Annotated in this window: 25 protein-coding genes; 15 read left to right on the top strand and 10 right to left on the bottom strand. The window is 72.4% G+C overall.

What is annotated here, in order from left to right; translation table 11 throughout:
* On the bottom strand, positions 1 to 1315 hold a 1315-nt coding region (gene purB, locus HII36_RS22960), incomplete at its 3' end, for an adenylosuccinate lyase (protein WP_328807829.1).
* A 102-nt stretch (positions 1316 to 1417) separates the two neighbouring features.
* Entirely contained in the window at positions 1418 to 2911 is a 1494-nt protein-coding gene (locus HII36_RS22965) for an alkaline phosphatase family protein (RefSeq protein ID WP_173525295.1), read from the bottom strand.
* Between the two features lie 139 nt (positions 2912 to 3050).
* Between HII36_RS22965 and HII36_RS22970 the strand changes: the two genes are divergently transcribed.
* Together HII36_RS22970 and HII36_RS22975 are read left to right on the top strand one after the other, a co-directional pair.
* Complete coding sequence (locus tag HII36_RS22970; RefSeq protein WP_173525296.1) at positions 3051 to 4358, top strand: ferredoxin reductase family protein; 1308 nt, start codon at positions 3051 to 3053, stop codon at positions 4356 to 4358.
* A 146-nt stretch (positions 4359 to 4504) separates the two neighbouring features.
* Positions 4505 to 4822 carry a hypothetical protein gene (locus tag HII36_RS22975; protein WP_173525297.1) on the top strand — a complete coding sequence of 106 codons (318 nt, stop codon included), beginning with the start codon at positions 4505 to 4507 and terminating at the stop codon, positions 4820 to 4822.
* An 84-nt stretch (positions 4823 to 4906) separates the two neighbouring features.
* Here the strand turns inward: HII36_RS22975 and HII36_RS22980 are convergent, their stop codons facing one another.
* Both HII36_RS22980 and HII36_RS22985 read right to left on the bottom strand, forming a co-directional pair.
* Positions 4907 to 5428 (bottom strand): orotate phosphoribosyltransferase, encoded by a 522-nt coding sequence (locus HII36_RS22980; RefSeq protein WP_173525298.1) that lies wholly within the window; start codon positions 5426 to 5428, stop codon positions 4907 to 4909.
* Positions 5394 to 5717, bottom strand: coding sequence for a hypothetical protein (locus HII36_RS22985; protein ID WP_217369844.1), 324 nt, complete (start codon positions 5715 to 5717; stop codon positions 5394 to 5396). The genes HII36_RS22980 and HII36_RS22985 overlap by 35 nt, the downstream gene beginning before the upstream one ends.
* Positions 5718 to 5883: 166 nt before the next feature.
* Here HII36_RS22985 and HII36_RS22990 point away from each other — a divergent pair, with 166 nt between their 5' ends.
* Together HII36_RS22990 and HII36_RS22995 are read left to right on the top strand one after the other, a co-directional pair.
* Positions 5884 to 6675, top strand: a complete 792-nt coding sequence (locus tag HII36_RS22990) for a DsbA family protein (RefSeq protein WP_217369845.1) — start codon at positions 5884 to 5886, stop codon at positions 6673 to 6675.
* Positions 6656 to 7258: a vitamin K epoxide reductase family protein gene (locus HII36_RS22995; RefSeq protein ID WP_173525299.1), complete on the top strand. Its 603-nt coding sequence runs from the start codon at positions 6656 to 6658 to the stop codon at positions 7256 to 7258. Before HII36_RS22990 ends, HII36_RS22995 begins: the two co-directional genes overlap by 20 nt.
* A gap of 9 nt (positions 7259 to 7267) precedes the next feature.
* Here HII36_RS22995 and HII36_RS58745 read toward each other — a convergent pair whose 3' ends face one another.
* Both HII36_RS58745 and HII36_RS23005 read right to left on the bottom strand, forming a co-directional pair.
* Complete coding sequence (locus tag HII36_RS58745) at positions 7268 to 8209, bottom strand: M56 family metallopeptidase (protein ID WP_173525300.1); 942 nt, start codon at positions 8207 to 8209, stop codon at positions 7268 to 7270.
* A complete protein-coding gene (locus tag HII36_RS23005) occupies positions 8206 to 8610 on the bottom strand; it encodes a BlaI/MecI/CopY family transcriptional regulator (protein WP_173525301.1) in 405 nt (134 codons plus the stop codon). The genes HII36_RS58745 and HII36_RS23005 overlap by 4 nt, the downstream gene beginning before the upstream one ends.
* A 183-nt stretch (positions 8611 to 8793) precedes the next feature.
* On the opposite strand from HII36_RS23005, the gene HII36_RS23010 reads away from it, so the two are divergent.
* The 5 genes from HII36_RS23010 (at position 8794) to HII36_RS23030 (ending at position 14193) form a co-directional block, all read left to right on the top strand.
* Positions 8794 to 10473, top strand: a complete 1680-nt coding sequence (locus tag HII36_RS23010) for a VanW family protein (protein WP_173525302.1) — start codon at positions 8794 to 8796, stop codon at positions 10471 to 10473.
* A 76-nt stretch (positions 10474 to 10549) separates the two neighbouring features.
* The gene (locus HII36_RS23015; protein WP_173525303.1) at positions 10550 to 10819 is read left to right on the top strand and encodes a metal-sensitive transcriptional regulator; all 270 of its coding nucleotides are present in this window, start codon (positions 10550 to 10552) and stop codon (positions 10817 to 10819) included.
* A gap of 120 nt (positions 10820 to 10939) precedes the next feature.
* The gene (locus tag HII36_RS57995) at positions 10940 to 12367 is read left to right on the top strand and encodes an MBL fold metallo-hydrolase (RefSeq protein WP_173525304.1); all 1428 of its coding nucleotides are present in this window, start codon (positions 10940 to 10942) and stop codon (positions 12365 to 12367) included.
* A 54-nt stretch (positions 12368 to 12421) separates the two neighbouring features.
* Positions 12422 to 13186 (top strand): rhodanese-like domain-containing protein, encoded by a 765-nt coding sequence (locus tag HII36_RS55830; RefSeq protein ID WP_328807830.1) that lies wholly within the window; start codon positions 12422 to 12424, stop codon positions 13184 to 13186.
* Positions 13183 to 14193 carry a sulfite exporter TauE/SafE family protein gene (locus HII36_RS23030; RefSeq protein WP_328807831.1) on the top strand — a complete coding sequence of 337 codons (1011 nt, stop codon included), beginning with the start codon at positions 13183 to 13185 and terminating at the stop codon, positions 14191 to 14193. The genes HII36_RS55830 and HII36_RS23030 overlap by 4 nt, the downstream gene beginning before the upstream one ends.
* A 130-nt stretch (positions 14194 to 14323) precedes the next feature.
* Here the strand turns inward: HII36_RS23030 and HII36_RS23035 are convergent, their stop codons facing one another.
* Positions 14324 to 14983, bottom strand: a complete 660-nt coding sequence (locus tag HII36_RS23035; protein ID WP_173525305.1) for a maltokinase N-terminal cap-like domain-containing protein — start codon at positions 14981 to 14983, stop codon at positions 14324 to 14326.
* A 139-nt stretch (positions 14984 to 15122) separates the two neighbouring features.
* Here HII36_RS23035 and HII36_RS56815 point away from each other — a divergent pair, with 139 nt between their 5' ends.
* From HII36_RS56815 to HII36_RS23050, 3 genes are all read left to right on the top strand, one after another.
* Positions 15123 to 15863, top strand: coding sequence for a thermonuclease family protein (locus HII36_RS56815; RefSeq protein ID WP_236003773.1), 741 nt, complete (start codon positions 15123 to 15125; stop codon positions 15861 to 15863).
* 399 nt (positions 15864 to 16262) lie between these two features.
* Positions 16263 to 16928 (top strand): hypothetical protein, encoded by a 666-nt coding sequence (locus HII36_RS23045; RefSeq protein ID WP_328807832.1) that lies wholly within the window; start codon positions 16263 to 16265, stop codon positions 16926 to 16928.
* Positions 16929 to 16972: 44 nt separating this feature from the next.
* Positions 16973 to 17674 carry a 2-phosphosulfolactate phosphatase gene (locus tag HII36_RS23050; protein WP_173525306.1) on the top strand — a complete coding sequence of 234 codons (702 nt, stop codon included), beginning with the start codon at positions 16973 to 16975 and terminating at the stop codon, positions 17672 to 17674.
* A gap of 39 nt (positions 17675 to 17713) precedes the next feature.
* Here HII36_RS23050 and HII36_RS23055 read toward each other — a convergent pair whose 3' ends face one another.
* Positions 17714 to 18172, bottom strand: a complete 459-nt coding sequence (locus tag HII36_RS23055; RefSeq protein WP_173525307.1) for a hypothetical protein — start codon at positions 18170 to 18172, stop codon at positions 17714 to 17716.
* A 64-nt stretch (positions 18173 to 18236) separates the two neighbouring features.
* On the bottom strand, positions 18237 to 19574 hold the full coding sequence (locus HII36_RS23060) for an MFS transporter (protein WP_173525308.1): 1338 nt from the start codon (positions 19572 to 19574) through the stop codon (positions 18237 to 18239).
* A gap of 235 nt (positions 19575 to 19809) precedes the next feature.
* On the opposite strand from HII36_RS23060, the gene HII36_RS23065 reads away from it, so the two are divergent.
* The 3 genes from HII36_RS23065 to HII36_RS23075 all read left to right on the top strand — a co-directional run bounded on the left by HII36_RS23065 (position 19810) and on the right by HII36_RS23075 (position 23834).
* Positions 19810 to 20628 carry an SAM-dependent methyltransferase gene (locus HII36_RS23065; RefSeq protein WP_173525309.1) on the top strand — a complete coding sequence of 273 codons (819 nt, stop codon included), beginning with the start codon at positions 19810 to 19812 and terminating at the stop codon, positions 20626 to 20628.
* Positions 20629 to 20871: 243 nt separating this feature from the next.
* A complete protein-coding gene (locus tag HII36_RS23070) occupies positions 20872 to 21924 on the top strand; it encodes an NAD(P)-dependent alcohol dehydrogenase (RefSeq protein WP_173525310.1) in 1053 nt (350 codons plus the stop codon).
* An 80-nt stretch (positions 21925 to 22004) separates the two neighbouring features.
* Entirely contained in the window at positions 22005 to 23834 is a 1830-nt protein-coding gene (locus HII36_RS23075; protein WP_173525311.1) for a glycoside hydrolase family 15 protein, read from the top strand.
* 9 nt (positions 23835 to 23843) lie between these two features.
* Here the strand turns inward: HII36_RS23075 and HII36_RS23080 are convergent, their stop codons facing one another.
* Positions 23844 to 24227 carry a TIGR03618 family F420-dependent PPOX class oxidoreductase gene (locus tag HII36_RS23080; RefSeq protein ID WP_173525312.1) on the bottom strand — a complete coding sequence of 128 codons (384 nt, stop codon included), beginning with the start codon at positions 24225 to 24227 and terminating at the stop codon, positions 23844 to 23846.
* Positions 24228 to 24275 lie beyond the last annotated feature (48 nt).

The raw sequence follows: 24275 nt of genomic DNA on the forward strand, positions 1-24275 counted from the left end.
GGTGGCCGAGTACGGGCGGGCGGCGCTGATGGTGGACGACCACAACGAGGCGGCGGTCGCGCTGTACCAGCGACTCGGCTACACCCGCAGGCTGACGGCGGTCGCGCGCCTGACGGACTGAGTGCTCCTTGATCAGCTCATGCGCCTGCTCGCGGCCCATCCCCGCCCGCACCGCCGCCATCAGCATCTTCGTCGTCGCCAGGAACGGCAGATACCGGTCCAGCTCGGCCGAGATCACCGCCGGGAACGCGCCGAACTCGTCCAGCACGGTCAGCATCGTCTCCACCAGCCCGTCGAAGGCGAAGAACGCGTCAGGCAACGCCACCCGGCGCACCACCGAACACGACACGTCGCCCTCGTTCCACTGGTCACCGGCCAGCTCACCCGCCATCGACGCATACCCGCGCAGCACCACGGCCAGCCCGTTGACCCGCTCGCACGACCGCGTGTTCATCTTGTGCGGCATCGCCGACGAGCCGACCTGCCCCTCCTTGAACCCCTCGGTCACCAGCTCGTGCCCGGCCATCAGCCGGATCGTCTTGGCCAGCGACGACGGCGCCGCCGCCAGCTGCACCAGCGACGAGACCACCTCGAAGTCCAGCGAACGCGGATACACCTGCCCCACGCTGGTGAACCGCTGCTCGAACCCCAGGTGCGCGGCCACCCGGTCCTCCAGGTCGGCCAGCTTCGCCCGGTCGCCGCCCAGCAGGTCCAGCATGTCCTGGGCGGTGCCCACCGGGCCCTTGATCCCGCGCAGCGGATAGCGGGCGATCAGCTCCTCCAGCCGCCGGTGACCCACCAGCAGCTCGTCGGCCGCCGACGCGAACCGCTTGCCCAGCGTGGTCGCCTGCGCCGCCACATTGTGCGAACGCCCGGCCACCACCGTCGCCTCGTGCTCCTCGGCCAGCGTCGCCAGCCTGGCCAGCAACGCCACCACCCGATCGCGCACCAGCAGCAGCGAGTCGCGGATCTGCAACTGCTCGACGTTCTCGGTCAGGTCACGCGAGGTCATCCCCTTGTGCACCTGCTCGTGCCCGGCCAGCGCGTTGAACTCCTCGATCCGCGCCTTGACGTCGTGCCGCGTCACCCGCTCCCGCTCGGCGATCGAGGCCAGGTCGACCTGCTCGACCACCTTGTCGTAGTCGGCCGGCGCGCCCTCGGGAACCGCCACGCCCAGCTCGGCCTGCGCCCGCAACACCGCCAGCCACAGCCGCCGCTCGGCGACCACCTTGTACTCCGGCGACCACAGGCGGGCGAGCTCGGGCGAGGCGTAACGGGCGGCCAGGACATTGGGGATACGCGGCTTGGAAGTCACGTTGGACAAGTGTATTCACACGACTCCCCTCGCCCATCACCCCCTGTCCGTCGTCGAGGGGTTCTGCAGGCATGGCGAGGAGTGGCACCGTTCCCGGCACCTTTACTTTGTAGATTTCTTCGTTCGTACCTGGGCGAAGAGCGCACCGAGGACGGCGGCGAGCAGCGGCAGGCCCGCGACGATGGCCGCGATCGCCGTCCAGGGGGTCTCGAACGGCACCCGCGGCGGGTCATCCCACCCGCTGGGCATCGTCAGCGGCCACAGCAGCGACATCCCCACGGCACATCCGGCGACCGCCCCGAGCACCGCTCCCCACCAGGCCATCAACCCCACCCGGGCAGCGCAGAACCACCGCAATCCCGTCCTGTCTCCGATCCGGCGCAGGACCCGGGCCTGGCGCGCGTCCCCGGCCCGGGCGACGCCCGCGCCCAGCGCGCAGCCGACCGCGGCGAGCAGCGCCACCGCGGTCACCGGGAGCCAGCCGGTCGGCGCCTGGAAACCCCGCTCCACGTACGGGGTGGCGAGATCGTCGGCCAGCCGGGCGTCCAGGCGCTCCAGCTCCCCCGCCGTGACCCGGTGGACGCCGGGATCGACGATCAGTTCGTCCGGCAGCAGGCGGTAGCCGAGGTCGCGGAGCATCGCGGCGGGGACGAAGACCGTCTCCATGGGCGGGCCGGCGGGGCGGGCGACGACCGCGGGGACGGGCGGCCCCGGCTCATACGCCTTGTCCCCCTTGGACCCGTGGTAGAAATTCACCGAGTCGAGCCGCACCTCGGCCGAGGTGATCACCACGACCGTGTCCTCGTCGTACGGCGTCAGCGGATCGCCCGTGAGGTAGCGCAGCAGCCTCTCGTCGCCGATGGCCTGGTCCCGGTAGACGGCCTCGTCCGGGAACTCGACGGCCGCGTTCACGCTGAAGTGCTTGGAGTCGTCGGCCAGGCGCTCGACCGCCACGATCGGGACGCCGGGCAGCTCCCGCTCGATCGCCGCCCGCACCGCCGTCACGTCAGCCGCCGAGAAGGATCCCGAGAAGGACCCCAGGAAGTAGCCGTTCATCCGCACCGATAACGCGCCCGGCCGCGCGCGGGCGACGTACTCGGCCCGGCTCTGCGCCGTCTTGCCGACCACGACGACCGTCAGCCCCACGCCGAACGCCGTCGTCAGCATCGCCAGCGTGATCGCCACCACCGCGCGGCTGCGCCGTCGGACCAGGTCACGGGCCGCCAGCCGGACGGGCGCCGGCAACCGCTCCGCGGCCGGGCCGGTGACCTCCAGCAGCCACGACGGCAGCGGGCCGAGACCGGTGAGCAGCAGCCCCGCGCCGAGCAGGGTGAGCAGCAGGATGCCGAGGGACTCAAGCGCGCCCATCCGCGACTCCTCGGTCCCCAGCCACGCGCCGAGCGTCAGCAGCGAAAGACCGGCCAGCGCGATGAGCGCCCCGCGCACGGCCGAGCGCCGGTTCATCGGCTCGCGACCGCCGGACGGGACGGAGTGCAGCGCGCTGGAAACGGCCGCGCCCGCGCCGATCAGGGGGAGGCCGAGGACCAGGGCGAAGAACACGGCCGAGAACACCAGGAGCAGAACGTCGAAGGGCATGGCGGAATCGTAATGATCCACTCGGGTGGCCGCCGTCGTTTTGGCGAGGTGCGCACGGGTACGCACCGCATGACGTTGCAGCTCATCGCGGGGGTGTGAGCGGTGTTGACGATGAAACACGGCCCGGCATGAGGGCGACATGAGGGCGGCCGCCCAGGGGATCGTGTGGATCGGCGTGTTCCTGGGCGTGTGCGTGGCGCCGCTGACGTTCGCGCTGATGGCCGCCACCCACCCCGGGCAGGGCTTTTGGACCGACTTCTCCGTCGCGCTGGGATTCGTCGGCCTGGCCCTGATGGGCATCGAGTTCGCCCTCGTCGCGCGGGTGCGCGCCATCGCCGAGCCGTTCGGCACCGACGCGGTGATCCAGTTCCACCGGGAGATCGGCTACGTCGGCCTGGCGTTCGTGCTGACGCACACCGCGCTGTCGGGCCCCGGCGTGTTCGCCGCCTTCTCACCGGCCGAACTGCCGTGGCGGGCCAGGTTCGCCGTGCTGTCCGTGCTGGCCCTGCTCATCCTCATGGTGACGTCGGTGTGGCGGCGGCGGCTGCGGCTGTCGTACGAGGTGTGGCAGGTCCTGCACGCGATCACGGCGACGGTCGCGGTCATCGCCGCGCTGGTGCACGTGCTGCTGGTCAACCACTACATCGACAGCCTCTGGAAACAGGCGCTGTGGGCGATCATGTCGGCCGCGTTCGTGGGGCTGCTGGCCTGGATCCGGATCCTGCGCCCGGTGCGGCTGCTCCGGCGTCCGTGGGTGGTCGAGCGGGTGATCCCCGAACGCGGCCGCACCACCGTCCTCGTGCTGCGCCCGCACGGGCACGACGGGCTGCGCTTCCAGCCCGGCCAGTTCGCCTGGATCACCGTCGGCAGGTCGCCGTTCTCGGTGACCTCGCACCCGTTCTCGCTGGCCTCCAGCGCCGAGACGGGCGACACGCTCACCTTCGCGATCAAGGCGCTGGGCGACTTCACCGCCGGCGTGCGCGAGGTGCGGCCGGGCACCACCGTCTACGTCGACGGCCCGCACGGCGTGTTCTCCATCGACCAGTACGAGGGCGCCGGGTTCTGCCTGATCGCCGGCGGGGTCGGCGTCGTGCCCGCGCTGAGCATGCTGCGCACCCTCGCCGACCGCGGTGACCTGCGCCCGGTCGTGCTGTTCTCCGCGCACCGCGACTGGGACGGCATCACCTTCCGCGAGGACGTCGACGAACTCGCCGCGCGGCTGAACCTGCGGGTGGTACGCGTACTCGAACACCCGCCGCCCGGCTGGACCGGCGAGCGCGGCCACATCGACGCCGACCTGCTCCGCAGGCACCTGCCGGACGTCAACCCGCGTTTCCAGTTCTTCGTCTGCGGCCCCAACCCGATGATCGACGCCATGGAGGCCGCCATCCCGCGGATCGGCGTGCCCCCCGAACGCATCCACACCGAGCGTTTCGCATGGGTCTGAACCCCGTCACCCAGCCGAGCCGCCGCGCCGATCAGGGGGAGTCGTGCGTCACGCCTACATGACTCGCATGACGGTCGTCGCCGCCCTGCTCCTGGTCCTGGCCTGCCTGGCCTTCGCCGCCATCCAGAACTGAAAGGGATGACCTCATGGGAGAACAGCCGAACCTGCAGATCGAGATCCTGGACCAGCCGGCCATCGAGGACCTGATCGGCAAGGTGGAGAACGTCGCCGCGCAACCCGGCGCCGCCGACGAGGTCGAGCGGTGGCGGGCCGAACACGGCGCCGAGCACGCCACGCCGCAGGCCCGGTCGTTCGTCGTCGTCGGCCCGACGCTGATGTTCCTGCACCCGTGCCCGGACGGCGTCGTCCTGCCGTTCGCGGCCTACCCCGACGGGACGGTGAAGGTCTACACCGACCCCGAGCACGCCGGACTGAGCTTCTACCGCGACGGCACGGCGGGATGAGCGGGAGAGGCCGCCTTCAAAACCGGGACAGGTGACCACATGACCGTTCGCCCGGCAACGGATCGGGTTCGTCTGGAGCGGCGCTCAGTCCCGGTCGAGATCTTCGCGCTTGAGCAGCGCGAGGAGGCGGATCCCCGCCGTGACCAGGGCCTCGGCACCGCCTTCCTGACGATCGATGACGCACAACGCGTGGTCGATCCGTGCTCCTATGTCACGCAGTTGGCCGGTGGAGATCGCGATCTGCCCGCCCGAGGTCACCACGTCCTCGACGACCAGGACGCGCCGTCCTTCGACGTCGGCGCCCTCGGCCAGCCGGGCGGTGCCGTAGGACTTCGCCGTCTTGCGCACGAACGCGCAGGGCAGGCCGGTGTGCCGCCCCAGCGCCGTGACCACCGCGATGCCGCCCATCTCCAGGCCGGCCAGCACCTCGGTCCCTTCCGGAACCAGTGGCGCCATCCCCGACGCCACCTCATCCAGGAGAGCCGGATCGGCTTCGAGCTGGTATTTGTCGAAGTACTCCGCGGCCACTCGTCCCGAACGCAACACGAACCGGCCGCTCAACCGGCAACGCTCACGAACCCGGCGGGCGAGATCCACATCTGTCACGACACGAGCATGGCAGACCTCCTGAACCGGCGTCTCCACGGTCCAGGGGCCGAGCCCGGGGACGGTGCGGTTCGCGGGCCAGGGCGTCGCGCCAGTTCTCCTCGCCCATCCCGAAGTGCTCCAGCATCATCTCCGACCTGATCCAGCCCGGGGTGAGCGTGACGGCGGCGCAGCGGTGCGGGCGCAGGTCCTGCGCCTGGGCGTGGCCGAGCCTGATCACCGCGCTCTTGGCGTGGTCGTAGGAGACGCGGCAGTTGCGGTCGTTGTACTCCTTGGTGCCGTCGGTCATCTCCACCACCAGCCCGCCGGGCCGCCTGATGAGCAGACGGTCGCCCCGGCCGCGCCGAGTTCCGTCGCGATGCCGTCACCGGCCGCCTCGGCTATCTTCTACATTAAGTAGAAGATAGCCGAGCGGCGCGGCCCCCGTCGGAGGGACCGCGCGGGAAGGAGCACGGGTGACGCAATCCGAAGACCGGCCCCAGACCGACCACCCCCACACCGACCACCCCGAGACCGAGCACCCCCACACCGAGCAGGCCCAGGCGCGGCGGTCGAAGGTCGAGGCGATGCGCGCCGCCGGCCTGCGCGAGGACGCCCGCAAGCGCAACCTCAAGGTCACGCTGGCCGCGATCGGCGTCTTCGTGGTGGTCGTGGCCGCGTTCGTGGTCGTCAGCAGGACCTTCGGCGGATCGGGCGCCCAGGTGGCGGCCGGTGAGACGCAGTTCGTCCGCGCCGACAGCCACCGCCTGCAGACCGCGCCGGACGGCAAGGTGACCCTGGTGGAGTTCCTCGACTTCGAGTGCGAGGCGTGCGGCGCCTACTACCCGCTGGTGGAGGAGCTGCGCAAGACGTACGCCGGCAAGGTCACCTTCGTCGCCCGCTACTTCCCCATCCCCAGCCACTTCAACGCCGAACGCGCCGCGCGGGCCGTCGAGGCGGCCGCCCGGCAGGGCCGGTTCGAGGCGATGTACCAGCGCATGTACGAGACCCAGAAGCAGTGGGCGGAAAAGCAGGTCCCGGCCGACGACACCTTCCGCGGCTTCGCCCAGAGCCTCGGCCTCGACCTGGCCGCCTGGGACAAGGCGTACGCCGACCCCGCCACGCTGGCCCGCGTCAACAAGGACGTCGCCGACGGCCAGGCCGTGGGCGTGCAGGGCACCCCGACGTTCTTCCTCAACGGCAAGAAGATCGAGCCGAGGTCCGAGGCCGAGTTCAAGGGGGCCATCGATGCCGCACTCGCCGGCTGAGAGCGCGGCGGACGGCGATCTCACGCCGTTCCCGAAGCTGCTGCCCCGGCTGCTGACCGCCGGGGGCGCGCTCGGGCTGGTCGCGGCCTTCGTGCTGGCCGTCGAGAAGATCGCGCTGCTGAAGAACCCGGCGTACGTGCCGAGTTGCAGCATCAACCCGGTCCTGTCGTGCGGTTCGGTGATGTCGACGCCGCAGGCGGAGGTCTTCGGCTTCCCGAACCCGCTGCTGGGCGTCGTCGCGTTCGCCGTCGTGACCACGGTCGGCGTGACGCTGCTGGCCGGGGCCCGGCTGCCGCGCTGGTTCTGGCTGGGCCTGCAGGCCGGCGTGACCTTCGGCGTGGTGTTCGTGCACTGGCTGATCTACCAGAGCCTCTACGTCATCGGCGCGCTGTGCCCGTACTGCATGCTCGTGTGGGCGGTGACCGTCCCGCTGTTCTGGTACGTCACGCTGCGCAACCTCGCGCGCCTGCCCGCGGCCCGGCGCGCCGCCGCGTATCACGGGGTGGTGGTGACGGTGTGGTTCCTGGCCGTGATCACCGCGATCGGCGTGCGGTTCTGGTCGTACTGGAGCACGCTGCTGTGAGCGCGGGCGTCAGATGTTCCAGACGGTGATGCACAGCAGCGGCGCGACCAGCACCGCGAACGGGCCGCTGAGCAGCAGGGTGGCGGCGGAGTAGACGGCGGCGGGCACCCAGCGGGGGCGTTCGTGCCGGCGCAGTAGCCGGGTGACGCGTTCGGCCACGGCGGCGTCGGCCAGCGCGAACGTCGCCGCCCCGTCGTCCCGCGCCGGGCTGGCCATGCGCACGAGCGTCCGGGCTAGCAGGAGCCCGCCGTGCGCGCGGCGGGCGTGGTCGTCGGCGATCATCTCCAGCAGCAGCGGGACGCTCTCACGCGCCGCCCGCGCGGCCGGCAGCCAGGGGAACGCCTGGGCCAGCGCGATGAAGGGCAGCAGCACCAGGTCGTGGCGGCCGCGCGCGTGGGCGCGTTCGTGGCCGAGCACGGCCTGCAGCTCGCGCGGGTCGAGCAGGTCGAGGGTGCCCTGGCTGAGCACCACGCGCGCCCGCCGGCCCGGCAGGCAGTACGCGACCCGTTCGCGGCTCGGCAGCACGTACGCGTCGTGGACCGGGGAATGCTCGGCGACCACGTCGACCAGCAGGCGCTGACGCCGCTGCCGGGCGACCGTCTTGACGGTGACCTTGATCGTGTGGGCGAGCAGCCACGCGATCAGCCCGACCGACCAGGCGAGCGCCGCGACGTGCAGCGGCCCGAGCCCGTCGAGTCCGTGCCCGTTGGCGATCTGCCTGACCAGGGTGTGGACGCCGTGCGGGAAGATCGCCGCCAGCGGGGCCACCGCGGCCACCAGCCCGACGCCGGCCGCGCCCAGCCCGCCGGCCAGGCAGCTGGCCTGCCACAGGGCCAGCGCGGCCCGGGGATAGCGGTAGGTCCACGGCGCCGCGGCGAGCCGCCGGGCCACCTGGCCGCCGAACGCGATGGGCGCCAGGGCGACGCCGGCCGCCACCAGCCACACGATCACGACGCGCTACCGCCGCGCTCCTCCGAGGCGGCCTGGCCGCGTTCGTCCAGGGCTTCGCCGCGTTCCTCGAGGGCCTCGCGCAGGGCGGCGGCCATCTCCGGGGTGACCGTGCCGGCGAAGTGGTGCGCGGTCGCCGCCAGGTCGCCGGCCTCCTCCAGCGCGGCCCGCATGATCTCGGCGACGAAGACGTCCCTGCCCGCCTTCGCCGTGTACAGGTGGGCACGGCCGACGCGTTCGCGGGAGACCAGGCCCTTCTGCGACAGCCGCACCAGGACGGTGAGAACCGTGGTCACAGCCGGCTGGGACGGCAGGGCGTGCGCGATGTCCTGGGCGAACAGGCCGCCCGGGTGGCTCCAGAGCGCTTCCATGATCGATCGCTCCAGGTTGCCGAGCCGCACCATCACACCCCCACTGCCGTCTACGCCCAGGAGAAGGTTACCCGTCCGCGGGCGGGGGCACGGGGATCATTCCGGGTACCCGATCTGCCCCAGTAAGCTCACCCGTATGCTGCCGTTTCATCCCGGTCAGAGCGTATTGCCTGGTCTGTTGCCGAGCGGGCCGTCCGGCTGCCCGGTCCGCGGCTGATGGGGACGAATCCGGCGCGGCCGAAGCGCCGTCTCCTCCTCGCCGTCCTGGGCGGGGTCGTGCTGGTCGTGGTGGGCGGCTACGCCGCTCTCGCGATCTTCCTCGGCGGCGAGGTCCCGCCGGGCACCCGCGTCGATGGCGTCGACATCGGCGGGCTCTCCCCCGCCGAGGCCCGCACGCGGCTGGAGGAGCGGCTCGGACCTGCGGCCGAGCGGCCCATTGCGGCCCGCGCCGCGGGCAAGACCGTCAAGCTGAAGCCGCAGGAACTCGGCTTCGGCATCGACGCGGGAGCCACCGTCGAGCAGGCGATGGACGGGGCCATGACGCCCGCCGGGATCGCCAGGTCGCTGTTCGGCAGCCGCACCGTCGCGCTGGTGATCCGGGTCGACGAGGGACGGCTGGCAGAACGGGTCGGCGTCCTGGCCCGCTCGGTGGACCGCAAGCCCAAGGAGGGCGCCGTCCGCTATCGCGGGCTCCTCCCGCAGGTGAGCGCGCCGCGGCCGGGACGGCGGCTCGACCAGCAGGCGTCGGCGGCGAAGCTGCGCGCGGCCTTCATGAAGAGCACCGGCCGCGTCGATCTGCCGGTCGGCGAGCTGCCCGCCTCGGCCACGGCGGCCGAGGTGCGCCGCGTCGCCGACGAGGTGGCCCGTCCCGCGGTCGCCGCGCCGCTGATGCTCGCCGCCGGCGGCGAGCGCGCCACGATCACCGCTCAGCAGCTCGCCGAACGCCTGCGCTTCGTCGCCGACGGCCAGGGCTCGCTGCGCCCCGACTTCGACGGCGACGACCTCGCGCGGGACCTCGGCAAGCAGCTCGTCGCCTCCGACCGGCTGCCCAAGGACGCCTCCTTCAAGATCGTGAACGGCCGGCCGAAGGTGATCCCGAGCCGGACCGGGCAGGGCGTCGACGCGGCCGGGCTGGCCAAGGCGGTCGAGACGGCCGTCGCCGCCGGGGAGCGCACCGCCGAGATCACGCTCAAGCAGGTCCAGCCCCGGGTGACCACCGAGCTGGCGGGCAAGCTCGGCATCAAGGAGCAGGTCAGCTCGTTCACCACGCACCATCCCTGCTGCGCGCCGCGCGTCACCAACATCCACCGCATCGCCGACATCGTGGACGGCTACATCGTCAAGCCCGGCGAGACGTTCTCGCTCAACGGCCTGGTGGGCAAGCGCGACAAGGCCCGCGGCTTCGTCGAGGCGCCGATGATCCTCAACAACCGCTTCGTCAACGACGTCGGCGGCGGGGTCTCCCAGTTCACCACGACGCTGTTCAACGCGGTGTTCTTCGGCGGATTCCAGGACGTGCAGCACATGGCGCACCAGTACTACATCTCCCGGTACCCGGCCGGGCGCGAGTCGACGATCTCCTACCCGCAGCCGGACTTCCGCTTCCGCAACGACTCCCCGCACGGCATCCTCATCACGACCTCCTACACCGGCACGTCGATCACCGTGCGGTTCTGGAGCACCAAGCGGTACGAGGTCGAGTCCGAGAGTTCGGGGCGTTACAACGTCAAGAGCTTCCCCACGCTGAGCGAGTCCGGCCCGGACTGCATTCCGATGCCGGGCGCGGAGGGGTTCACCATCGACGTGTGGCGGGTGTTCAAACGGGACGGCGAGGTCGTCCGCAGGCAGAAGTTCACCACGGTCTACCAGCCTGAACCCCGCCTGACGTGTGATTGACCGCCCCGGCCGGGGGTAGCCGGGCTTCTGCGGCCCCCGGCCGGCTCATCATACGGGTGGGGGTATGCTCGGTGGTATGGAGATGACCCCGGCCCTGGTGGGCGACGCGTTGACCCGGTTGCGCCGGGCGCATGGGCAGCTGGCAGGCGTGATCTCGATGATCGAGGACGGGGAGGACTGCGCCGACGTCCTCACCCAGCTCGCCGCCGTTTCCCGGGCGCTGGACCGGGCAGGGTTCAAAATCGTGGCCACCGGGCTGCGGCACTGCCAGGCCGCCCGCGAACGCGGCGACGAGCCGCCCATGACCGAGCAGGAACTCGAGAAGCTCTTCCTGGCGCTGGCCTGAGGCCTGGCGCCGGCCAGAGGCCTGGCCTGAGGCCGCGCCGCAGCGGCCGTCGACGACCCCGGGGGTCTGCGACGGCCGTGGTGTCACTGTCACATACCCCCGGGGGTGTAGGAGAAGATCATGAGTGTTGACGTCCACGTCATCGCGACCTCGTCGCTCGGTGACCGCAGCTACCTGGCCACCGACGGGCAGGTCGCCGTGGTGGTCGACCCGCAGCGCGACGTCGACCGCGTGCTCGCCCTGGCCGGCCGGGTCGGCGCGCGCATCACCCACGTCGTCGAGACGCACGTGCACAACGACTACGTCTCCGGCGGGCTGGAACTGGCCAGGCTGACCGGCGCGCACTACGGGGTCGCGGCCGCCGACCAGGTGCCGTTCCAGCACCTGCCGCTGGCCGACGGCGACGTCGTCGAGGTCTCGCCCGCGCTGCGGCTGCGCGTCCTGGCCACGCCCGGCCACACCTTCCACCACCTGTCGTACGCGCTGGAGAGCACCGGCGTCGTCGAAGGCACCGCGGACGCAGCGGGCGCTGGGGGCGCCTGGGGTGTCGAAGGCGTCTTCACCGGCGGGTCACTGCTGTTCGGCACCACCGGCCGCACCGACCTGCTGGGCGCCGAACACGCGGACACGCTCGCGCGCCGCCAGCACGCCTCCGCGCGCAAGCTGTCCGACCTGCTGCCCGGCGGCGCCCGGATCTGGCCGACCCACGGGTTCGGCAGCTTCTGCTCGGCCACCCAGGCCTCGGGCGACGACTCCACCCTCACCCGCGAACGTCAGATCAACCCGGCGCTGCGGCTGGCCGAGGACGACTTCGTCACCCAGACCCTGGCCGGGCTCGACGCCTACCCCGCCTACTACGCGCACATGGGCGCGATCAACCTGCGCGGCCCCGCCCCCGTCGACCTGCGCCGGCCCGCCCTCATCGGCCCCGACGAGCTGCGCGAGCGGCTGCGCGCCGGCGAATGGGTGGTCGACCTGCGGCACCGCACCGCCTACGTCGAAGCCCACCTGGCCGGAACCATCAGCCTCGGACTGGACGGGCCGATGGCCACCTGGCTCGGCTGGCTCATCGACCGGGGCGCCCCGCTCACCCTGATCGGCGCCACGCCCGAGGACGTCGCCGCCGCGCAGCGCGAACTCGTCCGCATCGGCATCGACCAGGTCGCCGGCGCGGCCACCGGCGAGCCCGCCCGGCTCGCCGCCGACCCCGCGCAGGTTTCGTCGCTGCCCACCGCCACCTTCGCCGGCCTGGCCGCCGCGCTGACCGGCGACGTGCCCGCCGGGCTGCCCGCACCCGACGTGGTGCTCGACGTCCGGCTCGGCAACGAATGGACGGACTCCCACATCGACGGCGCCGTCCACGTGCCGCTGCCCGAACTCGCGGCCAGGGCCGGCGACATCCCGGCGGGAGCCGTCTGGGTGCACTGCGGCAGCGGCTACCGCGCCACGGCGGCGGCGTCGCTGCTGGCCAGGGCCGGGCGGGAGGTGGTGCTGGTGAACGACGCGTTCGCGCACGCCGCCTCCGCCGGCCTCCCGATGGCCGCCTGACCGCCGCCTTCTTTTCCGCACCACCGTTCTTCTCACCACCAGAAAGACCAGCACGTGAACATCCTCGACACCGCACAGGTCCGTGAACTCATGGAGGTCGGGGCGGACGTCCGACTGATCGACGTCCGCACGCCCGGAGAGTTCGCGGCCGCCCACATCCCGGGCTCGGCCAACGTCCCCCTCGACCTCCTCCGCACACACCCCGCCCAGCTCGCCGCCCGCCTCGGCGGCGGGCCGGGCGGTCAGCTCAGCGACGGGGCCGGTGGTCGCCTCGGCGACGGGACCGGCGGGCACGCCAACGGCACGTCCGGCGCCGGGTCCAGTGACCGGCTCAGCCGCGGGTCCGGCAGCGGGCCCCTCAGCAACGGGGCCGGCGGGCACGTCGTGCTCGTCTGCCGTTCCGGGGTGCGGGCCCGCGACGCCCAGCGGCTCGCCGCCGCGGCCGGGCTGTCCGGCGTGAGCGTGCTCGACGGCGGCCTGACCGCGTGGGAGAGCCACGGCGCACCGGTGACCCGCGGCCGCGGCGCCTGGGCGATGGAACGCCAGGTCCGCCTGGTGGCGGGCGGCATCGTACTGGCCGGGGTGGCCGGCAGCCTCGCGTGGGAGCCGCTGAAGTGGGTGTCCGGGGCGATCGGCGCGGGCCTGGTCTTCGCGGCGCTCACCGACACGTGCGCGATGTCCAGAGCGCTGTCGCTCCTGCCATGGAACAGGATGGCGCCCGCCGAAGCTGGGTCCGGGTCCAGGCCTGAGGCCGGATCCGGGTCAGGGGCTGGATCCGGGGCCGGGTCCCGGCCGGCGGCGCCGCCCACCCAGCCGTGACCGCCACCGTCCTCGGCACCGTCCTCGGCACCGTCCTCGGCACCGACAACGCCTTGGGTCTCGGCGCCATCCCGGGCACCGGCAACACCCCGAGTCTCGGCAACGTCCTGGGACTAGGCACAATCCTCGGCACCGGCAACCCCCTCGGCCTCGGCGCCGGAGCTGGACCCGCGACCGCGACCAGGGCCGTGACCGCCATCGGCGCTGGAGGGATACACGTAGGGGTCGAGCAGGGGCTCGCCGTGGTGGCGTTCGGGCTGGTCATCGGCCTGATCCTGGGGTTGCTCGGCGCCGGCGGATCCATTCTGGCGGTGCCCGCCCTGGTCTACGGGGTCGGGCTGCCGATGCAGGCCGCCGTCCCCGCCGCGCTCGTGGTCGTGTGCGCCTCGGCGCTCACCGGGCTGCCCAGCCGGATCAGGAGCGGGCAGGTGCGCTGGCCGATCGCGCTGGTCTTCGGCGTCGCGGGACTGCCGGCCGCCTTCGGTGGCACCGCGGTCGGCCGGTCGGTGCCCGAGCCGTGGCTGATGGCCGGGTTCTCGCTGCTGATGGTGATCGTGGCGGTACACATGCTCATCCGCGCCGCCCGCGAGGACGGCGGCGCCTGCCGTACCCGTTCCGGGTCGGTGGACTGGCGGAGCTGCCTGCCCAGGGCGGTCGCGGCCGGGGCCGCCGTCGGCTTTCTGACCGGGCTGTTCGGCGTGGGCGGCGGATTCGTCATCGTGCCCGCGCTGACGCTGCTGCTCGGCCTGACCGCGCCGGTCGCCGTCGCCACGTCGTTGGTCGTGATCGTGCTGAACTCCGCATGGGGGCTGCTCGCCCACGCGGGCACGGCGTCGGCGCTGGACTGGCCGCTGACCCTGACCTTCGCGGCGGCCGCGATGGCCGCCTCACTCGTGGCGGCCCGGCTGGCCGCGCGGGTGCCGCCCGACCGGCTGCGCCGCGCCTTCGCGGCGCTGGTGCTGGTGGTGGCGGCGGGCGTGGCCACCGCCCTGGCCTCGGGCCTGTAGCAGTTCCGTCAGCATCCGAACGGCGATTCCGCCGCACTCGTGCCGGTGGCCCGTCAGCATCCGAACCGTGGTTCCGCCGCTCCCGGGACCGTAACCCGATCAGAGGCCCGCTTCAGCAGCCCGGCCCGCCTCAGTCGTGCGGAACCGCGCAGACCGTGACGAACAGCCCCCGGGCGCGAGTGCCGTCCGGCAGCAGCCACGAGCCGGCGACGTGGCCGAGCGCGTCCCGCGGCGGGAGCGGCGCGTCGTCCGAGACCGGGTGCAGGACGCGCCGCAGGCGGAGCGACACCCCCTGCGACGTGGCCAGCTCGGTGCCGTCCCGGTCGTCGGTGACGGTGCAGCCCGCGGCGGTCAGAACGTCACCGGTGTAGGAGCGGGTGACCTCCGGATCGGGGGTGTCGCTGGCGTTCTGGTCCTGGGCCTGGACCCGGCCCTCGACCAGGGCCGACAGCTGGGCGACCAGCACCGGGTCGTGGCAGCCGTCGTAGATCCAGCGCCGTCCGAGCACCCCGTGCTCCGCGGTGCCGACGAGGGCGTGCTCGGCCCCGTCGAGCGGGGCGCCCCGGTAGGTGAGCGGCACCAGGTACGCGCTCGGACGGCCCCCGGAGGCGTCGCTGACCACCATGAACTCGATCCCGACCTCGCCATCGGGGTCGTCCAGCCGGAAACCGCCGGCCTTGGCGGGCTCGGGGTCGCCCGCGCCGCCGGCGTACCAGGGCCGGGAGGGGAGCCAGGAGGCGAGCAGTTCCAGCTTGGTCGGCGTGAGCGTGGTGCGGTGGATGACGGCCATGCGGGGGTTCTCTTCCGTCGAAGGGACGTGATCTTCGCATCCTCCCATCAGCCGCGTCGCGGCCCTCCCCCGGCGGTACACCTGGCCGCGCGGTGGCGCGTCTACTCCCGTCCGAACCATCCATCCCTGGAGTAACGCCATGCGCTTACGAGCCATCAGCACCGCCACCGCTGCCGGTGCCCTGCTCTGCCTCACCGTCGCCACGCCGGTCTCCGCCGCTCCCAGCGGCATTCCGAAGGGCGCCGTCAAGGCGAAGGTCGTGAAGATCGTGGACGGCAACACGGTCGACGTCCTGCGCGGGGGCAAGAAGTACCGGGTTCGGCTCCTGGAGGTGGCCACCCCCAGGCGCGGCGCATGCTGGTACAAGGCGGCGATCGCCCGCACCGGAGCGCTCCTGCCGGTCGACTCCACCGTGCACCTGCTCGCCGACGAGCAGCGCAAGGACGCCAACGGCCGCTGGCTCTTCTACGCGTTCAACGCCAAGGGCGTGCACGTCAACCGCAACCTCGTCAGGTACGGCTTCGGCAAGGCGGTCCTGGTCGAGCCGAACGACCAGTACATCAAGGTCATGCGGAGCGAGGAGGCGAAGGCCAGGAAGGAGCGGCTGCGCATCTGGTCGGGCAAGTGCGACGGCGGCGGCAAGAACCCCACCCCCCAGCCGACGCCCAGCCCCACGAGCAGCGACTCCCCGGACGACGACTCACCCAACGGCGACGCACCGGACTCCGGTTCCCCTGACGGCAACGGCGGGACCGACCCGCGCTTCCCCACCTGCGCCGCCGCCAACGCCGCCGGGTACGGCCCGTACATCCGCGGCGTGGACCCCGAGTACTCCTGGTACCAGGACCGCGACGGCGACGGCCGAGTCTGCGAAAGGTAACCACACTCCGGCGGGGGCCGGCCGGGGCCGACGATCAGCCGCTCTGCGCAGATGACATCGGTACGTGGCTGGGACCGCAGGTGACATCGGCTCTGGCTCGGGTTGCAGGTGACATCGCATGCGCCGTCGCCCTCAGGCGGCGGCCCACCACGGGCGGCGGCGCAAACACGCGCCGAGCCGAGCCGATGCGGTTCAGGTCAGCGACCTCGGCGTGCTGTCCGGCGGGTCGGCGCAGGTGCTGGCACCAGCGCTCAGCACGCCGACGTCCTGGCGACCAGGTCCAGCAGCGCGCAGGGGTCCTCCGAAGCTCACCACCTACATCACGGCGGCCAGGCCCATGCCCGCCGTGATCACAATCAACACGGACGGATTGTCGGTGGGGTCGGGTTGGATGGCCGGGTGTCCGTCTATGAAGTGATCCGTCGAATGCCCGGCATCCCCGAGGTGCGCGATCGCTCGCGCGCCATGGCCATGCTGGATGCGATCTTGAGCCCGGAATGGGAGTCCCGGTTCTACTCGTTCGACTGCCGGTGGTCGGCCGGCGAGGAGATGGCCTCGATGCGCGACGGCTGCGGGAACGAGTATTCGATCGTGTTCACGCCGGCAGGTGCGTTCGCGCGCGGATTCGACCACGAATCCCCCATGAGCCCGTATCGCACCGTCCCGCCGGCGCCCTGGCCAGGCCTGTTGGACGCGGTGCCGGAGGTGTTCCAGGCGCAGGTCACGGAGCCGGCGTTCGGTGACGAGGACGGCGTGCCCATGGCGACGGTCTGCTTCTGGCGCGAGGCCGGCGACACGGAGTGGAAGACCGGCCCGATTCAGAGCCCGCCGCCGGGAACCCGCGACGACGGCAGCGCCGAGTGGCTGTTCGACGTCCTGCTCGACGGCAGACCGGAGGCGTATCAGGAGTTCGCGCAGGAGTACTACGAGATCGCGGTGGACCTGGAGGCGGTGCGGTGGGTCTACGCGCTGCGGCCGCTGACGCCGGACGTGGTGGCCGCGCTGAACCCGGAGATCGGTCTCGCCGCGCTGGAGCACGATCGGGCCGGGATCGGATACCCCTGACGGCCGGGAGAAGCGGCCGGCCGGGGATACGGGATCATGTCCGGATGGGTTCGCGTTTCCTCGGTATCCCTGAGCTGGCGCAAACCCCGTCCGCGGCGGTCGTGGTGGACGTCATGCGCGCCTTCACGGTGGCCGCCTGGGCCTTCGCCCGGGGAGCGGAGAAGATCGTGCTGGCCGAGTCGCTGGACGATGTCCTGGCGTTGAAGGCTCGTCACCCGGACTGGGTGGCGCTCAAGGACGGTCCGCCGGCCGCCGGGTTCGACGCGGTCAATTCGCCCGCCCTGCTGCGCTCCGCCGACCTCGGCGGGCGCACCGTGGTGCAGAAGACCACGGCCGGGACGGTCGGCGCCCTGGCGGTCAAGGAGGCGTCGCTGGTGTTGTGCGCCGGCTTCGTGGTGGCGGAGGCGACGGCCCGGCTCTTGCGCGAACGCGGGTGCGGCGGCGTCACGTTCGTGGTCACCGGCGACGACGGGCGTGCCGCGGAGGATCTGGCGTGCGCGCAGTACATCGCCCGGCGGGCCGCCGGGGCCGAGGCGGACGCGGCCGGCTTCCTCCGGCGGGCCGCCGAGTCGCAGGCCGCCGCGGACCTGGCGGCGGGCGTGCGTGAAGGGGCTCATCCTGACGACGTCGCGCTCTGTCTCGAACTCGACAGGTTCCCCTTCGCCATGGTCGCCGGCCTGGAGGACTCGCTGATGGTGCTGCGCCCGCACGCCGTGCCTTCCCTGACGGGCGGGCCTTCGAGCTGATCGCCGCGCATCGTCGGCGCGGGCCGGCCGCGAAGGCGGTCAGCCCGCCGCCGACTCGCCTCGGTCGGCGAACCGGCGCGGCGTGATCTCGAAGAACTCGATGTCGAGGCCGTCCGCCGGACGTCCGACCGCCCCGGCCAGCGCCGACCGCACCCGCTCGGCCGCACTCTCGTACGACGGCGACGGCGGGACGTCCAGCGCCACCGGCAGATCCTCCTGCGCGGGGAACTGGGTCAGCCAGCGATCTCCGTCGAAGACGGCGGCCCCCGCGTAGACGGGGGCGGCGCCGGTGCCGTCGTGGCCGAAGAGGTGCACGTCCAGCTCCTCGGGGGCGACCCCGAGTACGGCGGCGAGCTCGTGGTCGACCGCGCCGACCAGCTCGGGCTCGGAGTCGGCGCGCACGACCAGGTCAGGACGGCCGGGCAGCTCGACCTTGGCCCAATACCTGGCGCCGTCGCGGGTGACGATCCCGAAGTAGATGTGACCCACGATGTTCACGAAACCCCTCCACGAACGCCCCGACATGAATCGCCCACTATAGGACGAGGGCCCGGGGCCACGATCAAGGAGCGGTACCGGTCGGCCTCCCCGACGCCTCCGCGTCCGGCTCCCCCGACGCCTCCGCGTCCGCGTCCGCGTCCGCCGAGCCCTCAACGCCGGCGGACGGCTGCTCGCCAACGGACGGCTGCCGGGCGGCGGCGAGGGCGGCGCGGCCGGACGGCAGGCGGGTGGCGATCGCCATGACGCCGACCGCCATCACCCCGGCCGCGATCAGCAGCGCAGGCACGCTGACCACGTCGGCCAGCGGCCCGAACACGACCATCCCGACCGGCGTGGCCAGCGCCATCACGATGCCGACGTAGCTGAACACCCGCCCGTGCATGGACGGCTCCACCGTCTCCTGGATCAACGTCATGAACGGCGTCGAGAACGGCGGCACCAGCAGCCCGAACGCGAACATGAACAGGTAGAACACCCAGATGTTCGGGCTCAGCCCGAGCGCCACGGTGGCCACGCCGAACCCGTAGACGGCGAACAGGATCAGCCCCACCCGTCCGCGCTTGGCCAGCACCGTGGACATCAGCACACCGCCGAGCATCATGCCCAGGCTGAAGGCGATCTCCAGCACCGCCAGCATCCACTCCTCGCCGCCGAAGCGCCGGGCGATCAGCAGCGGCGTGACGAACGAGGGCGCCACGGTCAGCAGGAAGATGACCGCGTACACCAGCAGCAGCCAGCGCACGATCGGCTGCCTGCGGATGTAGCCCATGCCCTCGGTCAGGTCCTGCCAGTAGCCGGTGGCGGCCTCGCTCACCCGCTCCAGCGTCGGGACGGTGACCAGCGCCAGCAGCCCGATGCCGATCACCGCGGTGGCCACGTCCAGGAAGAAGACCGGGACGATGCCGAAGGCGGCGAAGATCGCGCCGGCCGCGGCCGGGGCGAGCAGCGCCATCGCGGAGTGGATCGTCTGGAAGATCCCGTTGACGCGCATCAGCTGCTCACCGGGCACGAGCTGCGGGATCATCGCCTGCGCGGCGGGCGTCTGCACCCCGGCGCCCACCGAGCGGATCGCCACGGCCAGCAGCACGATCCACAGGTCGGTCACGCCGTTGGCCATCAGCAGCGCGAGCACCAGCGTGGCCGCGGCGATGGCGGCGTCGGCGATCATCACCAGCACGCGGCGGTTCATCCGGTCGGCGAGCACTCCGCCGAAGATCGACACCAGCCCCTGCGGCAGGAACGCGGCCACCGCGTACAACGCCATCGCCAGGCCCGAGCGGGTCTGCAAGGTCACCCACCACATCACCGCGTACTGCACGACCATCGAGCCGAACAGGGACACGGTCTGGCCGGTCAGGAAGAGCGCGACGTTGCGTCGCCAGTGGGCGGGGGCGGTCATCTCGAACTCCAAATCATCGGCATGCGAGCGGGCGGCCACCGCTCCGACCACGAACCCGTGATTCGGCCCGGCCGGAACTGGCCACCCACATGCGTACCTGACGAAGGCGGACGAAAAGATATTCCGCCCGCCGGCCCGCGCGCAGGCCCGCACCCCGCCGACGCCCGCCGCAGCCGGCCCGGTGCCCTCATGATCAAAATATGGTGAGATGCGCATTAACCCGAAAAGGTGGCCCATGAGCGACGAGCTGGCACCAGAAGGAATCGACACCACCCGACCCAGCGCCGCCCGCATCTACGACTACTTCCTCGGCGGCACCGACAACTTCGCCTGCGACAGGCAGGCGGCCGAGCGGATCATCGCCCTGGGCGAGGAGGAGGGCTTCGACGTCCGGCGGATCATCGCGGCCAACCGCGCCTTCCTCGGCCGCGTGGTACGCGAGCTCGCCGAGGCCGGGGTACGCCAGTTCCTCGACCTCGGCGCCGGCCTGCCGACCGGGGAGAACGTGCACCAGATCGTCCGGGGGGTCGCGCCGGAGTCCAAGGTCGTCTATGTCGACAACGACCCGATCGTCCTGGTGCACGCCCGGGCGCTGCTGGCCGGCGACGAGCGGGCGATCGTGGTCGAGGGCGACCTGCGCGAGCCGCACCGCATCCTCGGCGACCCCGCGATCAGGGCGCAGCTGGACTTCAGCCGGCCGGTCGCGATTCTCGTGCTGGCGCTCTTCCACTTCTTCGCCGACGACGAGGAGGTGGCCGGGATGATCGCGCCGCTGCGTGAGGCGTTGCCGTCCGGCGGGTATCTGGCGATCTCGCACGGCTACTCGCCGCACGCCCCGCAGGACAAGATGGAGGAGAGCCGGACGATCTACCGCAAGACCTCGGCCGGTGACATCGTGCACCGCCGGCCGGAGGTGATCGCCGGGTTCATGCGCGGGTTCGAGCTGCTGGAGCCGGGGATCGTCCCGGTCGAGATGTGGCGCCCCCGGGCCGGCGAGGACGCCGGCGACCCCGACCACAGCGGCTATCTGGGCGTGGTGGGCCGCCTCCCCTGAAGCGGGGCCACCGCGAAACCGGGCCTCCATAACGCCGGGCCCCGCAATACCAAGCCGCCGCCGCAACGCCGGGCCCCGCGACACCAAGCCGCCGCCATAACACCGCGAGCGCCGTTCGCCCTGCTCATCGCGGGCGCCGCGGCGGGAGGCGGACGTTACGCGGCCGACCCGCCGGGTATGCCGGGCTGTGTTCCCCGGTGCCTCGCACCGGGGAACACCGGCGAGGACGATCGGGGGGCCGCGATGCAGGCGTTCGTGATGAAGGAGATCGGACAGGTCGGCTTCATGGACAAGCCGGTGCCGCGGCCCGGCCCGCTCGACGCCGTCGTCAAGACGACCCGCGCGCTGATCTGCACCTCCGACTCCCACACCGTCAAAGGCGGCATCGGCCCCAGAACGAACCTCACGCTCGGCCACGAGGCCGTCGGCGTGGTGCACGAGGTGGGCGACCTGGTGAAGGACTTCCGGCCGGGCGACCGGGTCCTGGCCGGCGCGATCACCCCCGACTGGGGCGATCTGGCGTCCCAGAACGGGTTTCCGTCGCAGTCCGGCGGACCGCTCGGCGGGTTCAAGTTCGCCAACTCCAAGGACGGCGTCTTCGCCGAGTACTTCCACGTCAACGAGGCCGACGCCAACCTGGCGAAGATCCCCGGCGACGTCCCGGACGAGATGGCCGTCTACTGCGCCGACATGCTCTCCACCGGTTTCATGGGCGCCGAGCACGGCGACATCCCCATCGGCGGCACGGTGGCCGTGCTCGCCCAGGGCCCGGTGGGCCTCATGGCGACGGCGGGCGCCAGGCTGCGCGGCGCCGGGCTGGTCATCGGGGTGGAGGCGGTGCCCGCCAGGCAGAAGCTCGCCCGCCGCTACGGCGCCGACGAGATCGTCGACTTCACCGCGGGGGACGTCGTCGAGCAGGTCCTCGACCTCACCCAGGGCCGGGGCGTGGACACCGCGATCGAGGCGCTCGGCGCGGACGCCACGTTCCAGACCGCCGTGAAGATCACGAAACCGGGTGGCACGATCTCGAACACCGGCTACTACGGAGAGGGCGAGTTCGTCCGCGTCCCGCGGGTCGAGTGGGGCGTCGGCATGGCCGACAAGACGATCGCCACCGGGTTGTGCCCGGGCGGGCGGCTGCGGATGGAGCGGCTGCTGCGCGTCCTGCGGGGCGAGCGGCTGGACCCGACGCACATGACCACGCACACGTTCGGCTTCGCGGAGATGGAACGGGCCTTCGAGGTCTCGGACCGGAAGCTGGACGACGTGGTGAAGGTGCTCGTCACCTTCCCCTGACGGGCACCCGCCGCCGGCCGGCGGCGAGCAGCCCCCGTCGACCAGCACGAACGACACCATCGCCGGAGGAGAACGCGACCATGCTCGATCTCGACCCGCCGTTCCGCCCAGTGCGGCGGCGGGACGGCTACCTGCCGCTGGAGGACCTCGGCCTCATCGGCGACGGCGCGACCGCGGCGCTGGTCGGCCTGGACGGCTCGATCCCGTGGTTGTGCCTGCCCTGCTTCGACAGCGACCCGCTGCTGTGCGGCCTGCTCGATCACGCCCGCGGCGGCCACTTCACGGTGAGCGTGGACGACCTGCGCGAGGCCCGCCAGTTCTACGAGCCGGACAGCGCGGTGCTGGTCACCGAGTTGCGCGGCCCGGACGGCCTGGTCCGGATCACCGACGCGCTGGCCCTGCGCGCCGGCGCCGATCTCAGCGACGACGCGGGCGGCGGCCGGCGTGAGCTGGTGCGGTCCGCGCGCGTCCTGGACGGGAGCGTGCGGCTGCGCGCGGAGCTGGAGCCGCGCGGCGGCGGGCAGGCGCGGGTGCTGGGCAGCGGGCTGGAGGTGCGCGCCGCCGGCCGCCAGGACCTGCGGCTGCACCTGCGCTCCAACCGTCCGCTGGACGGGCTGCGCACCGTGCACGACCTGGCGCGGGGCGACCGGCTCGACCTCGTGCTGTCCTGGGGACGCATTCACCGCCACCACCGTTTCGACCCCGAGTCGATGCTGCGCGACACGGTCGAGGCGTGGCGCCGCTGGATGCGCAAGTGCGGCTACCACGGGCCGCAGGAGGACCTGGTGCGCCGCTCGGTGATCACGCTGAAGCTGTGCGACGACTGGGTCAACGGCTCGCTCGTCGCCGCGCCGACGTCCTCGCTGCCCGCGCCGATCGGCGGCGTACGCAACTGGGACTACCGCTACACCTGGATCCGCGACGCCGCCTACGCCGTGTTCGCGCTGCGCCGCGTCGGCTTCGAGGAGGAGGCCGACGCCTTTCTCGGCTGGGTCCTGGACGCCTTCGAGCAGACCGGGCAGCCGCGCATCATGTACACACTGCGGGGCGACCCCGTCCCGGAGGAGAGGCACGACACCGGGCTGGAGGGCTACCGGCGCTCGGCGCCGGTGCGGTGGGGCAACGGCGCCGCCGACCAGCGCCAGCACGACGTCTACGGCGAGGTGCTCGACTGCGCCGACCAGTGGCTCCTGCCCGGTCGCGAGCTGCAGGCCGTCCTGTGGTCGGGCCTGTCCGATCTGGCGGACGCCGCCGCCCGCACCTGGACGCAGCCCGACCAGGGCATCTGGGAGGTCCGCAGCCCCGGACGGGTCTTCACCTACTCGGCCGGGATGTGCCAGGTGGCGCTGGACCGGGCCGCCGCCATCGGCGAACGGCTCCGCCTGACCGGCCCGATCGCCGGCTGGCGGGCCACCGCCGAGAAGCTGCGCCGCCTGATCCTGGAGGAGTCCTGGGACGAGGACGCGCAGTGCCTCAGCGAGCACCTCGACGGCGGCGGCGCGCTGGACACCAGCCTGCTCGCCCTGCCGCTGCGCAAGGTCGTGCCGGCCGACCATCCCCGGATGGCCGCCACCACCGCCGCCATCGCCGAACGCCTGTCGGCCGGCGACGGCCTGCTCTACCGCTACCTGCACCAGCACTCCCCCGACGGCCTGCCCGGGGATGAGGGCGCGTTCGTGTTGTGCAGCTTCTGGCTGGTCGACAACCTGATCCTGCAAGGACGCCTGGACCGGGCCGAGGACCTGTACGCGTCACTGTGCGCCCGCGCCAGCACCGTCGGGCTGCTGCCCGAGCAGATCGACCCGGCAACGGGCGCCTTCATGGGCAACTTCCCGCAGGCCTTCAGCCACATCGGGGTGATCGCCAGCGGCGTCAACCTGGCCCGGGCCCGGGCGGCGACCGGCGGCTAGAAGGGTGGTTCAGCCGACCCCGACGGTCTGCCGCTCCGGCTCGACGACGGCGACGACGCGCTCCTCCTCCCTGGGGTAGGGCGCGCCGATGTACTTCGCCGAGATCCGGTCGATGATCTCCCACGCGGCGTCGCCGTCCAGCCATTCGACGACCCGTCCGCGCACGATGACCGGCTCGAGCGGGTTGTCCTCGGGCGCCAGCGAGAGCGCCACGCGCGGGTCGCGGCGCAGGTTGCGCGCCTTGCGCGAGCCCGGCCCGGTGAGGAAGACGATGCGGTCGCCGTGCGTGCCCACCCACAGCGGGACGGTGTGCGGCGCCCCGTCCGGCAGGACGGTGGCGAGATGGGCCAGCGAGGTGCCGTCGAAGGCGCGGCGTACGTGCGGGTTCAGCATTTCTCTTCTCCTGACGGGCGGTGATCGGGTGCGGTACCGGCCGGCGGG

It is taken from the genome of Nonomuraea antri, assembly GCF_013283785.1.
Classification (GTDB): Bacteria; Actinomycetota; Actinomycetes; order Streptosporangiales; family Streptosporangiaceae; genus Nonomuraea; species Nonomuraea antri.